The organism is Bradyrhizobium sp. AZCC 1678, assembly GCF_036924765.1.
Lineage (GTDB): Bacteria > Pseudomonadota > Alphaproteobacteria > Rhizobiales > Xanthobacteraceae > Bradyrhizobium > Bradyrhizobium algeriense.
Window position 1 is genome coordinate 3104531 of record NZ_JAZHSE010000001.1, and the last position, 12579, is coordinate 3117109.

At 63.7% G+C, this 12579-nt stretch carries 10 protein-coding genes; 6 read left to right on the forward strand and 4 right to left on the reverse strand.

Annotation, left to right across the window (positions count from 1 at the left end; all coding sequences use genetic code 11):
• Nucleotides 1–491: 491 nt before the first annotated feature.
• The 3 genes from V1294_RS14760 to V1294_RS14770 are packed head-to-tail and all read right to left on the reverse strand — an operon-like array spanning nucleotide 492 to nucleotide 2467.
• A complete protein-coding gene (locus tag V1294_RS14760; RefSeq protein WP_334498065.1) occupies nucleotides 492–1166 on the reverse strand; it encodes an L-2-amino-thiazoline-4-carboxylic acid hydrolase in 675 nt (224 codons plus the stop codon).
• Nucleotides 1167–1209: 43 nt separating this feature from the next.
• Nucleotides 1210–1596 carry a RidA family protein gene (locus tag V1294_RS14765; protein WP_334498067.1) on the reverse strand — a complete coding sequence of 129 codons (387 nt, stop codon included), beginning with the start codon at nucleotides 1594–1596 and terminating at the stop codon, nucleotides 1210–1212.
• Nucleotide 1597: 1 nt separating this feature from the next.
• A complete protein-coding gene (locus tag V1294_RS14770) occupies nucleotides 1598–2467 on the reverse strand; it encodes a VOC family protein (protein WP_334498069.1) in 870 nt (289 codons plus the stop codon).
• A gap of 126 nt (nucleotides 2468–2593) precedes the next feature.
• On the opposite strand from V1294_RS14770, the gene V1294_RS14775 reads away from it, so the two are divergent.
• The 5 genes from V1294_RS14775 to V1294_RS14795 all read left to right on the forward strand — a co-directional run bounded on the left by V1294_RS14775 (nucleotide 2594) and on the right by V1294_RS14795 (nucleotide 9576).
• Entirely contained in the window at nucleotides 2594–3220 is a 627-nt protein-coding gene (locus V1294_RS14775) for a LysR family transcriptional regulator (RefSeq protein ID WP_334504644.1), read from the forward strand.
• 7 nt (nucleotides 3221–3227) lie between these two features.
• Nucleotides 3228–4070 (forward strand): aldo/keto reductase, encoded by an 843-nt coding sequence (locus V1294_RS14780; RefSeq protein ID WP_334498072.1) that lies wholly within the window; start codon nucleotides 3228–3230, stop codon nucleotides 4068–4070.
• A gap of 192 nt (nucleotides 4071–4262) precedes the next feature.
• Nucleotides 4263–5204, forward strand: a complete 942-nt coding sequence (locus tag V1294_RS14785; RefSeq protein WP_417021273.1) for a DMT family transporter — start codon at nucleotides 4263–4265, stop codon at nucleotides 5202–5204.
• A 272-nt stretch (nucleotides 5205–5476) separates the two neighbouring features.
• A complete protein-coding gene (locus tag V1294_RS14790) occupies nucleotides 5477–8353 on the forward strand; it encodes an autotransporter outer membrane beta-barrel domain-containing protein (protein WP_334498074.1) in 2877 nt (958 codons plus the stop codon).
• 140 nt (nucleotides 8354–8493) lie between these two features.
• Nucleotides 8494–9576, forward strand: a complete 1083-nt coding sequence (locus V1294_RS14795; protein ID WP_334498076.1) for a zinc-binding dehydrogenase — start codon at nucleotides 8494–8496, stop codon at nucleotides 9574–9576.
• A 120-nt stretch (nucleotides 9577–9696) separates the two neighbouring features.
• Here V1294_RS14795 and V1294_RS14800 read toward each other — a convergent pair whose 3' ends face one another.
• Nucleotides 9697–10848, reverse strand: a complete 1152-nt coding sequence (locus V1294_RS14800; RefSeq protein WP_334498079.1) for a DJ-1/PfpI family protein — start codon at nucleotides 10846–10848, stop codon at nucleotides 9697–9699.
• Between the two features lie 286 nt (nucleotides 10849–11134).
• Between V1294_RS14800 and V1294_RS14805 the strand changes: the two genes are divergently transcribed.
• Nucleotides 11135–12559, forward strand: coding sequence for an FAD-binding protein (locus tag V1294_RS14805; protein WP_334498082.1), 1425 nt, complete (start codon nucleotides 11135–11137; stop codon nucleotides 12557–12559).
• Nucleotides 12560–12579 lie beyond the last annotated feature (20 nt).

Here is a 12579-nt window from a genome sequence, read left to right on the forward strand (position 1 = left end):
CAACTCCACTCACGACAGGCAGCGCCAGCAAATAGGTCTGCACAGCATACTTAAGGTCCAGATTACAGCTCGCGCCTTGATCTGTGTCAATCTAGCGCTTTGGCTTTGTATTAGGGGATTTCCGTTGTGCATCACTTCCGCAGGAGGGGCTTCTTCCACGAGTTCGACTCGCGGTGAGTCCTAAGCCGCTGGGTGACGTTTGCCTTAATTTATTTGCAAAAGTCTTTTTGGGATGACGAGCGAAGATTTCAGGGACGCCGACGCGCGTGTTGCACGTGACGACGTAAACCTTGCTGTGCGACCAAATTGCCCACGAACATGCCTCAGCATGGATTGAATGCTTTTGTGTCGTTTCATTAAAGGAAGGACATCCCATGCACCCGGCACATGCCCGCCTATCCTGAGAATGTGCGTTCACCGGGGTAGACCGGAAGTCGCCGTGGTCCGGCTAAGCCGACGCGAATGGCCCACAGCAGACCACCCGGCGTGTCCTACTCCTGTTCGACCCGCGAGAACCGAAAATTGCAGCGGCTCGCACCGCCAGCCAGCGTTTGTGTCCGTTCCAAGCGAATGCCACGTGTTGCATAGGCCTCGAAATCTAGCCCGCAAATGTGCGGCAGGATTTCTTTATCACCGTGGCGAGCAGCGAACTTGCAAAAGCCGCAGGCCTTGTAGTCGATGCCGAAGTCAAAGCTGTCGCCGGGGCCGGACTCGACGAAATCGTAGACGAAATCCTCCGGATATTCTTCCGCGTGACTTTTTACCGCCTGCTCGCGCAGCAAGGCTTGGTTCTCTCGAGACATGAACTGACGGCCCGAAGCGAGCCGTTCGGCTTCGGGCACGGTTAGTAGCTGCGCCTTGTAGCTCTCTCGCTCGATGTCGCCGATTACTGGCAGCGCCACGCGGTGTCGCCTGAGCACGCGGCCGATGGCCATAAAGCCCATCAAACGCATGAAGAAATCGCTCATGCGGCTGGCGGCGCCTCCGACATAAGGCATCTGGGTGAGCACAATCTCGTACTCGTCCATTACCTCCCGCCTGATCCTGTCCACGTCAGAGAGTTGCGCTCGGTCGCGCAGCATCGCTTCGGCAATGTCTAGGCGTTGGAGCATCGCGGCTTCCATTGCGCCGCGATGCGCCTCGTAAAAGGAATGAATTTCAGCCATAGGATATCCTCGCCTGATCAGCCCCTGAAGCCCGGTCCGCGTTTCATTCCGCGGCGATCGCCTCGATCTCCAGCAACCATTTTCCGTCGACGGTTTCAGCGATCATCACGGTGGACGCGGGTTCGTTTCCCTCCAGCATCTTGCGGCGAATGGCGCGGTTGGCCACGACCTGGCTTCGGTCGGTCAGGAACGTATTGACCTTGACCAGATGCTCGACGCCGAGGCCGGCGGCGGCGAGCACCTCGATGACGTTGCGCCAGGCTTGCTCGCATTGCGCTTCGAAACCTTCGGGCACGCTGCCGTCAGGTTTTTCCGGCACCTGGCCGCTGACGAACAGCAGCCGGCGATGCTGGCCAAGTTCCAGCCCCATGCTGTAGCCGCTGGAAGGCGCGTGGACGCCTGCGGGATTATGGCGGATGATGTGAGCCATGTCAGATTATCTCCTGTTGGATGAATTCCAGCGCCAGACCATGTGACGCCGCGGGCGGAACGAGCAGCACGGCGCCGGCAACTTCGAAGGCGACGCCATTGTCTTTCAATACCCGCCTGGTCGCATCCAGATCGGTGACCGCCAAACGCGCGGCGCAAAAGCGCGGCGAAGTATTGCTGGCTACGCCCGGCAGACGGCGCGCCATTTCGGCCGGACCGAGCACGGTGATCCGATCGCCGCTTTCGCCGACCGTCAATCGCCCGGGCGCAAGCTCGGCTGCGCTTTCCGTGAAGCGCTCGAAGAAACCGCGATGCTCCGCCGGCTCCGGCGCCGACATCACGACCTCGATCACGCGCAAGGCGCCGTTGGGGTGGCGCTGATAGTCGGGCTTCCAGAACAGTTCCGGCGGGTGACGCTGCTGGCAGGTGAAGAAGGCGATGGCGGGCATGGCGGGATCGGTGGCGAAGGCCAGTGAAAACTCAAGGCGAGCCGTGTCTCCGCCCGGCAGCACCGTGTCACGGCCAAAATCAAACGGCGCATAGGCGCCGATGTTATGGGCCTTGAAGCGCGCCGCATCGGCATGGGCGTCGGCGCTGTGCAAAGCCAGCATCGACATTCCTTCCGCGGTGGCAAGAAAATCCCGGTTATGGGCGGCGAAGCTGAATCTATCAGGCGTGGCCGGCGGCACCGCCGCATCATCGGTGACGGCCAGAAGTTCCAGAAAATTGTTCCCGAACATCGCGAGGCGATTGCTCGTTCCGAACGGATGCACGCCAGTCGGCGTGAGATTGAAACCGAGCGTTTGCCAATCCAGCGCAGCCTGCGCCAGTTCGTGGACACAAATGACGAGATGATCGATTAGGCGTGGCATGGGATCTCCGGATTGCAGGCCGACCGTAACCGGCGGCGGCACCGCGGGGCAAAGCATAGTTGCTGCAGGTGTGCGCAAGAAAATCTATTGCAAGGCCAGCGCTTATCAGTGACAAACTGGACGGCGATGACCTACATCCTTCCCCCACTCAATGCGCTCCGCGCGTTCGAAGCCGCCGCGCGGCATCTCAGCTTCAAGCTGGCCGCGCATGAGTTGCATGTGACGCCTGCCGCCGTGGGGCAGCAGGTGAAGGCGCTGGAAGCGCGCCTGGGCGTCCGCCTGTTCGAACGGCTGCATAAGCAGCTCGTCCTGACCGCAGCCGGCCAGGCCTATCTGCCGGAAATTTCCGACGGCTTTCGCCGGATCGCCGATGCGACCGCGCAATTGAAGCCGGTGGGCGCGGTGCTGCTACAGCTCGGCGTGCACGGCAGCTTCGATCTGCGCCGTCTGGAACTGGAGGCGTTTCGCGCAAGCCACGCGGAAATCGGCTTGCGGGTGCTGCAGCCCGCCGGCCTGCACGAGTTGATCGAAGGCAAGGTCGATGTGCTGATAGCGCGCGGGCTCGGCCACCATCCGGGCTACCGCTGCGACCGCGTGACGGAAGGATCCGGGCTCGGCGATTGGCTGATTGCGCCTGCCGGCACGGCGGACTGTCCCGAGATATCGAGTTTCCGCGATTGGCTGCGCGCTCTCCCGGTCGAGAATTCGCTCGCGCTGCATCGTCGTCGTGTGGTCGGCATCGTCAGAAGTTGAGGTCATCTTGAAACAGAAAAAATTCGGCACAGGCGGCCCCGACGTATCCGTGATCGGGCAGGGCACCTGGTATCTCGACCGCGGCGACCGCAAGGCGGCCGTTGCGGCGCTGCGCCGTGGCATCGACACAGGCATGACGCATATCGACACCGCCGAGATGTATGGCGACGCGGAGCTCGTGATCGCAGACGCGATCGCGGGGCTGCCGCGTGAAAAGCTGTTTGTGGTCTCCAAGGTGCTGCCGAGCAACGCCTCGCGGCGCGGCACCATTACCGCCTGCGAGCGTTCGCTGAAGCGGCTGAAGACCGATCATCTCGATTGCTACCTGCTGCACTGGCGCGGCTCGTATGCATTCGAGGAGACGGTGGCGGCGTTCGACGAACTGGTGAGAAGCGGAAAGATCCGCTCCTGGGGTGTCAGCAATTTCGACGAGGACGATCTCGACGAACTGCTCGATGTCGCGGGCGAGGGCAAAATCGCCTGCAACCAGGTGCTCTACCATCTGCAGGAGCGCGCCATCGAGCACGCGGTGATTCCGTGGTGCGAGCAACACGGTGTCGCCGTCGTCGCCTATTCGCCGTTCGGTCATGATGATTTTCCGTCCGCACGCAGCAAGGGCGGCGAGGTGCTGCAGGCGATCGCCGACGCGCACAAGGCGACCGCGCGTCAGGTAGCGCTGGCGTTTCTCACGCGGGCAGCTTCGGTGCTTGCAATTCCCAAAGCCTCGAGCGCGGAACACGCGGCGGAGAACGCCGCCGCCGGGGATCTGAAACTGAGCGACGCCGAGATCGCCGCACTCGACAAGGCCTTTCCGCGCGGACCCAAGCCGCGCGGCTTGCCGATGCTCTGACGGAACACCGTCCTTAACAAAGTGTTGCAATTGCCCCCTCAGCGCATATCCGCATCCTGTTTTCGGACCTAGTCGCGTCGGGCTATCTGGTGTTTTTTAAATCCTCGCCCGAGTCGATCATTACTGCCTTCGAGAATTGCCGTGACACCGCCCCCCGCCGCAGCCGCGAGGCTGGACAGCGCTCCGTTACCTTTGCCCGAGAAGAAGAAGTCCGCCGCTCCAGCTGCGCCCGCGCGCGCCGACCGCCCGTTCAAGGGCATTGCGCTGGTGCTGGCCTCGACGATCTTTCTCGGCACCTCCGACGTGACGGCAAAGTATCTCTCGGCGACACTGCCCTCGATCGAGATCGCCTGGATCCGCTTCCTGGTGTTCGCGATGATCATGACGCCGGCGATGATGCCGGGTTCGCCATTGTTTGCGCTGCAAACCAACCGGCTCGGCCTGCATCTGATGCGCGGTGCGGCACTGCTGGGCTCGTCGCTGTTCTTCATTTCCGGCCTGCGGTTCCTGCCCATAGCGGAAGCTTCCGCCACCGGTTTCGTCGCGCCGCTGTTCGTCACGGCGCTGTCGATCATCTTTCTCGGCGAAAAGGTGGGCCTGCGCCGCTGGATCGCCACGGCAGTGGGCCTGATCGGCGTGCTCATCATCTTGCGCCCCGGCACCGGCGCGTTTCATCCCGCAGCATTCTTTCCGCTGGTCTCGGCGCTGGCCTGGGCCTGCACGCTGATCATGACGCGGATGATGAGCGGCACCGAGCGCGCCATCACCACCATGACCTATTCGTCGATCGCCGGCCTACTCATTCTCTCCGCGCTGGTCCCGTTCGTCTGGGTGACACCGACCTGGCACGACATCGCCTTCGGCATCCTGATCGGCGTTGCCTCGACCGCGGGGCAGTGGATCGTGGTGCTGGCGTTCCGCTATGCGGATGCGTCCGTGCTGGCGCCGTTCTCCTACACGCAATTGCTGTGGGTCAGCGTGCTCGGTTTCCTGGTGTTCGGCGAAGTCCCTGACGCCTACACCATCACCGGCGCCGCCTTCATCGTCGCTAGCGGCCTCTACACCGCCCATCGCGAGCGGGTCCGGCGCTCGCAGCTTCTGGCTGTCTCGGGCGAGCCGTCGCCGAACGCCTGATATTGCCTCCGCTTATATCGCGCGCCGTGTGACAATCCAGTCATGAAAAACGTGGCGAGAGCGCCACAGTTGCGGCGGAAAACGTCCATTCTTCTGGCCAAATCAATGGATTGTCGCTGCAACCGTAATTCTACGGTGGAACCCGTGCTACCTTAAGTTCAAGACGGCGCCGCAAGAGCGCTGGGGATAATGGGGTTCGGGCGTTGTATCTTCAATTGCTACGGTCGGTGCGAAGCCGAAATTGTCGGCATCTGGCTGCGCGGGCGGCCGGCGTGTCGGCGCTTTTCGTTGGCCTGTGTCTGTCGTCGGCGCCCGCGAACGCGGCATGCGCGCCCGATCCGGCGTCGAGCGGCCAGACCGTCACCTGTGGCGGCAACACCCCGGCGGGCTTCCAGGCCGGCGCCGGCGTCGATAACCTCACCGTCAACGTGCTGTCCGGGGCGATCGTCAGCGACGGCGGCGGTGGCGTGATCATCGGCGTCAACGACTTCAACACGGTCACCAACAGCGGCACGCTCACCGCCGGGCCATCGAGCACCGGCATCTTCGCCGGCGTGAACAACACGATCGTCAACGCCGCCTCCGGCGTCATTACCCTCGGCGACAATGGCGTCGGCATCTTCGCCGCCGGCAACAGCACCGTGACGAACGCAGGCCAAATCACGATCGGCGACGCGGCCGGACTGGTGGCCGCCATCGTTGCCATCAACGACGACAACACCGTCAGCAACCTTGCCGGTGCAACCATCACCGTCGGCCTCAACGCCGACGGCATCCTGATGCAGGGCGATCGCGCCATCGTCAACAATGCGGGCACGATCAACGTGACCGCTTTCGGTGCCGCCATCGACGTGTTCGGCGACGATGCGCTGATCACGAGCAATGGGGTGATCAACGCCGGCGACAACGCGGCCGGCATCTCCGCGCAGGGGGACGGCGCCCTGATCACCCATTTCGGCACCATCAATGGCGGCATCGCAAGCGCCGGCGTTGCCTATAACGGCTCGTCAGGGACGATCAACAACAGCGGCCGCATCCTTCTCGGCGACGATGCCGTCGGCATCATCGTGTTCGGCGATTCCAACACCATCACCAACAGCGGCACCATCACGGTCGGGAACGGCGTCGCCGTCGGCATCGACGTCAGCAGCAGTTTCGCCGGCAGCAATTCCATCATCAACACCGGCACGATTAATGTCGGCGCGGGTGCGACGGGCATCCTCGTCAGCGGCACCGGCACCGTTTTCAATTCAGGCACGATCAACGCCGCGGCCGGTTCCGCGGCGATCGAGTTCTGCGGCGGCTGCGGCATCGCCAACGTGCTGACGCTGGGGCCGGGCAGCGTCATCAACGGCCTCGTGCTCGGCACCGGCATCGACACGTTCCAGCTCGGCGGCACCGGCAAGGATACCTTCAACCTCAGCCTGATCGGTGCCGGCCGGCAATATGACGGTTTCACGACCTTCAACAAGATCGACAGCTCGAACTGGACCGTCACCGGCACCGGCACGCAGGACTGGAACGTCCTTGGCGGCACGCTCTCGGTCAACGGCACCATCAGCGGCCTCGTCACCGTCAATGCCGGCGGCACGCTCGGCGGCACCGGCACGATCAACAATGTTTTCGTCAATGGCGGTGTGCTCGCGCCGGGCAATTCGATCGGCACCCTCAATGTGGCCGGCAGCCTGACATTCTCGGCGGCGTCGAGCTACATGGTCGAGATCTCGGGCACTGGCAGCGATCTGACCCTCGTCACCGGCGTGGCGACCCTTGGCGGCGCTTCCGTCGTGGTCGTTCCGAGCGGCACGGTGGCGAAGCAGTACACGATCCTGACAGCGGGGAGCGTGCCCGACACGTTCAACCCGGTGGTTACTGGCGTTTCGTCCAACCTGAATCCGACGCTGAGCTACGACGCCAACAACGTCTATCTGAATTTCGCGCTGAATTACGGCGGCGGCCTCAACGTCAACCAGCAGAACGTCGCCAATGCGCTGACCAATTTCTTCAATGCCACCGGCGGCATTCCTGCAGGCTTCGCGTCGCTCTCGCCGGCCGGCCTGACGCAGGTCTCCGGCGAACTGGCGACCGGATCGCAGCAGGGCACCTTCGACGCGATGAACCTGTTCCTGTCGCTCATGACCGACCCGTTCGTGGCGGGCCGCAATGACGGCTTCGGTGGCAATGCAGGCGCGATCCCGTTCGCCGAAGAGAGCGCGCCCGGCTATGCCGTGAAGAAGCCGCGCGCGGCGCGCGATGCCTTCGGCAAATTCCCGACCAAAGCGGATGTCGCACGCAACGACCTGTTCGATCAGCGCTGGAGCGTCTGGGGCGCAGCCTTCGGCGGCGGCAGCAACACCTCAGGCAATGCCGCGCTGGGATCGAACGACGCGACCGCCCGCGCATTCGGTTTTGCTGTTGGCGCCGACTATCGCCTCTCGCGCGATACGCTGGCGGGTTTTGCGCTCGCCGGCGGCGGCACCAATTTCAGCGTCAGTGGTTTCGGCTCCGGGCGCTCGGACCTGTTCCAGGCCGGCGCCTTCATTCGCCACAACATCGGCGCGGCTTACATCACCGCCGCGGCGGCCTATGGCTGGCAGGACGTGACGACCGAGCGCACGGTCACGGTGGCCGGCTTCGAGCGCCTGCGTGCCCAGTTCAATGCCAACGCGTATTCCGGCCGCATCGAGGGCGGCTACCGTTATCTGACGCCGTGGATGGGCATCACGCCCTATGCCGCTGGCCAGTTCACCACCTACAGCCTGCCGGCCTATGCCGAGCAAGTGCTGGCGGGCGCCGGCACCTTTGCGCTGAACTATGCCGCCAAGGATGTCACGGCCTCGCGCACCGAACTCGGCGTGCGCGCCGACAAATCCTTTGCCGTGCCGAATGGCATCCTGACCCTGCGCGGCCGCGCCGCCTGGGCGCATGATTTCAACACCGACCGCAACGTCACGGCCTTGTTCCAGACGCTGCCGGGCGCGGCCTTCGTCGTCAACGGCGCGGCGCAGGCGCATGACTCGGCGCTGGTCACGGCGGCTGCCGAGATGAAATGGCTGAGCGGCTGGTCGGCGGCGGCCATCTTCGAAGGCCAGTTCTCCAACGTCACCAATTCTTACGCCGGCAAGGGTGTTGTACGTTACGCGTGGTGATCCCCGATAGCGCTTTCGAGCGAAGTGACCCCGGTTCGCGTTAAGAAAACGCGTCAAAACAAAAATCTAGAGCTTCGGTTCTGATGCAATCAGAACCGAAAATGCTCTAGGGTGAAAGAAAATCACCGGGAGGATCTTTCGTGCGCGCAGCCATTTTCCGCAACGGGGAAATTGTCGTCGACGAGATGCCTGAGCCCAAACCGGGGCCCGGCATGGTGCTGGTGAAGTCGCTGGCCTGCGGCATCTGCGGTTCCGACCTGCACGCGCGCAAGCACGCGCACCGCATGGTGGAACTGGCAAAACACTTTCCCGGCCGCAAGCCGATGGACCTTTCGCGCGACGTCGTGTTCGGCCATGAATTCTGCTGCGAGGTGCTCGACTATGGTCCGGGCACGACGCAGAAGTTCAAGCCCGGCACCAAAGTCTGTTCGCTGCCGGCGCTTTTGACCACGGAAGGCCCACAGGGCATCGGTTATTCCAACGACAATGTCGGCGCCTATGCCGAGCGTATGCTGCTCAGCGAAGCCTTGCTGCTCGAAGTCCCGAACGGCCTCGCCGCCGAGCACGCCGCGCTGACCGAGCCGCTCGCGGTCGGCGTGCACGCGGTAGCAAAAGCCAATATCAAAGGCGGCGAGGTGCCGCTGGTGATCGGCTGCGGCCCGGTCGGGCTTGCGGTCATCGCGGCGCTGAAGATCAGGGGATTGCACCCGATCGTCGCCGCCGACTATTCGCCGGCCCGCCGCGCGCTCGCTGAAAAGCTCGGCGCCGACGTGGTCGTCGACCCTGCGCGCACGCAGCCTTATGCGACGTGGGCCGAACATGCCCAGATGTCGCCGGAAGAAAAGGCCGCGCGCCCGCCGCTGCAGGCGTTGCTGCCGGCGCTGAAGCCCGCGCTGATTTTCGAATGCGTCGGCGTTCCCGGCCTGATCCAGCAAGTGTTCGAAGGTGCGCCGCGCGACGCGCGCATCGTCGTGGTCGGCGTCTGCATGGAAACCGACCGCTCCGAGCCGATGCTCGGCATCCTCAAGGAGCTCAGCGTTCAGTACGTGCTGGGCTACACGCCGGAGGAGTTCGCCTATTCCCTGCGCCTGATCGCGGAAGGGCAGGTCGATGCGGCCTCGATGGTGACCGCCAGCGTCGGCATCGACGGCGTCGCCAAGGCGTTCGCCGATCTCGCCAACCCGGAAGCTCACACCAAGATCATCGTCGAGCCGTGGCGGTGAATATCGTTGGAGTAGCGTAGGGTGGGCAAAGCGAAGCGTGCCCACCATTCAGCCTGCGAACACCAGAGAGATGGTGGGCACGCTGACGCTTTGCCCACCCTACGGGCCACGGGCCGGCCCTCACTGCGTCGCCCGGTGCCTTGGGTACTCTAGCTGCATCGCGACGAAATCGGTGGTGCGCGTTCCGTAGCGGGCGGTAATTTCCTGCAGCGCGTTGTCCAGCGCTTCCGCTGGTTTCCGATCGCCAACAGACGGCAGCAGCCGCTCCGCTGGCCAACTCGTCGCGACCTCATCGGGCAGGATACGAATGCCGTTGCGGCTTTGTTGGGCGCCGGCTGCGCGTGCGAACGTCACCGCCTGCGAGCGATAGGTGCGCGACCACGCGTCCGCAACGAGCGCCAGCGACACTTCGTCTACGCCTTCCTTGAGTTCGATGCCGAACCGCTCGTGCGCCCAGAACGCGGCCGTATTGCCGATCGCCGTCAGCGCGAACGGACGCGTGAAGCGAAACTCGTCGCTTTCATGCCGCGCGTCCCAGTCGGCGAGGCCGATATCGCGACCGACAGCGCGCGCCTTGTCGCGGCCGGCAATGGCCTCGATCAGCGCCAGCGACATCGGCATCGACGCCGTGATGCCGGTCGTCGTCGCCACGCCGTCATCGACCACCAGCCGCCGGTCTTCGACATAGCGCATCGTGGGATGCTTGCCGCGCAATTCCTTGACGGAATACCAGTGGGTGGTCGCCCGCTTGCCATGCAGCAGTCCGGCGTCGCCGACCACCTTGGCGCCGACGCAGACGCCGATGATGATCGCCTTTTTGGCCGACTGATTCCTGATCCATTGCAGCGCCTCGGGATCGTCGTCGCGGCTCATGGCGGGAACGATGACATAGTCGGCGCCGTCGGGATGCCGCGCATCGAACGCCGCTATGGTCGCCTGCGGTTCGATCTTCAACGCCGGAAACAGCGTCATCGGGCCGGGGCGGGTCGCCAGCGTCACGACGTCGGCGACGTCGGCGCGCTTGAGGATGCCGTAGGGCATCAGGTAATCGGTGGTTTCGGTGGCGTCGTTGATGCCGATGATAGCGATCAGCGGGCGCTGCCGCTTCGGCGGCTTCAGCGCCAGGACCGTCGCGTCACGCTCGTCTTGCGTGATCGCCGGCGGGGTTGCGACGGATGGCGCCGCTGGCAGTGAAAGAATCCAGGCTCCGCCGATCACGGCGGCAAGTGCGATTGCGCCTATCGCGCTCCACAATACACGTCGCGAATTCATGGTTTGCTGGCCCGCGTCTCACTCATTTCAATCGACTCCAATTCTACTGCCGCGATGATCTGTCTGAAATGACGTAAATCCGGCGAAAACGGCCATGCATCGCGGAACTGCGGCGACGGGTTCCACGACGCCAGACTTGTTTACGCTCACCATGAACGGCGACCGGGACAGGCGGGATCCTCCCGGTTTGCGGGAATGTCCATCCGGTGCGAAGGCGATTGTCTGATGCCGCGCGACGCCACAGCTTTGCGGGCAAGCATCACGGCCTCTGGACAAGGAGGGTTTCATGCCATCGGACAGACGTATGTTTTTGAGCGCAGGCCTGGGCGTCACAGCCGCGCTCGCCAGCGGGCTCACGACATCGGCGCAAGCGGTCGATCGTCCGCAGCTTTCCGGCAATGTCAGCCTTGACCCGGAGGTTCGCGCCGCAGCGGCCCATGATTTCGGCCGCCTCATTCACCGGCAACCACGCGGCGTACTCAGGCCCGCATCGGCTGCCGACATTGCGAGCCTGATGCGCTGGGCCAAGGGCGAGGGCGTCAAGGTGGCGGCGCGCGGGCAGGGCCATTCGATCTACGGCCGCGCGCTGGTCAGCGATGGCATCGTGGTCGATATGGGCGCGATGAACTCGATCCGCGATATCAAGGCCGATCGCGTCGTGGTCGATGCCGGAGCGTCGTGGAAAGATCTGCTGGATGCGACATTGGCGCAGGGGCTTACGCCGCCGGTGCTGACCAACTATCTCGGCCTCTCGGTCGGCGGAACGATCGCGGTAGGCGGCATCGGCGCGGCGTCATCCAGGCATGGCATGCAAACCGACAACGTCATCGCATTGGATGTGGTGACGGGCGAGGGGAATGAGGTGAGCTGCTCGGCGGCCAAAAATCCCGATCTCTTTGACTCCGTCCGCGCCGGCCTCGGCCAATGCTGCATCATCACGCGGGCGACGCTGCGCCTGGTCCGCGCGCCCGAGCGTATCAGGCGCTTTCAGCTCTTCTACCGCGATTTCCCGTCGCTGGCGGCGGACCAGCGGCGCGTCCTGTCGGAAGGGCACTTCGACCAGTTGCAGGGGGCGGTTCTTTCCGATGGAAGCGGCGGTTGGCGGTATCAACTCGATGGCGCGGTAGCTTATGTGAGCGGTTCGGCGCCCGACGACGGGGCCGTGCTTTCCGGATTGTCCGATGAGCGCGGCGCCGCCGTCATCGCCGACCTGACCTATCACGAGGATGCGCTAGCGTTTGGAAAGTTCGAAGATCTGCTGCGGTCGAAAGGCCAGTGGTCGAACCCGCAGCCCTGGCTGTTGACGTTCCTGCGCGGTAGCAATGCCGAACGGGTCGCCGGCGACATCCTGGCGAGCTTAAAGGGCGACGCGGTCGGTCCGTTCGGGCGGATAACCTTTTACCCCTTGCTCACGCGGGCGTTTCACACGCCGCTGGTTCGCTTGCCGGAGGAAGACATCGTCTTTGTCTTCAATCTCATTCGCATCCCGCCATCGAACGATGCGGCGGCGGCGGAGCGGATGGTCTCGGAAAACCGCACGCTGCACGATCGCATTCGAGAAGCCGGCGGCGTTCAGTATCCGGTTAGCGCCTTTGCCATGTCGCCTTTCGACTGGGAGATTCACTTTGGATCTGGCTGGCCAAAGCTTCGCGAGGCCAAGCAGCGCCATGATCCCGGCCATCTGCTGGCGCCTGGCTATAATGTATTCTGACGCGCAGGCGTTTTGCGGGG

Bases quoted from the DNA above. Each gene is read 5' to 3' on its own strand.
- V1294_RS14760 (WP_334498065.1), bottom strand. From the start codon at position 1,166: ATGGCTGAAATTCATTCCTTTTACGAGGCGCATCGCGGCGCAATGGAA.
- V1294_RS14765 (WP_334498067.1), bottom strand. From the start codon at position 1,596: ATGGCTCACATCATCCGCCATAATCCCGCAGGCGTCCACGCGCCTTCC.
- V1294_RS14770 (WP_334498069.1), bottom strand. From the start codon at position 2,467: ATGCCACGCCTAATCGATCATCTCGTCATTTGTGTCCACGAACTGGCG.
- V1294_RS14775 (WP_334504644.1), top strand. From the start codon at position 2,594: ATGACCTACATCCTTCCCCCACTCAATGCGCTCCGCGCGTTCGAAGCC.
- V1294_RS14800 (WP_334498079.1), bottom strand. From the start codon at position 10,848: ATGAATTCGCGACGTGTATTGTGGAGCGCGATAGGCGCAATCGCACTT.
- V1294_RS14805 (WP_334498082.1), top strand. From the start codon at position 11,135: ATGCCATCGGACAGACGTATGTTTTTGAGCGCAGGCCTGGGCGTCACA.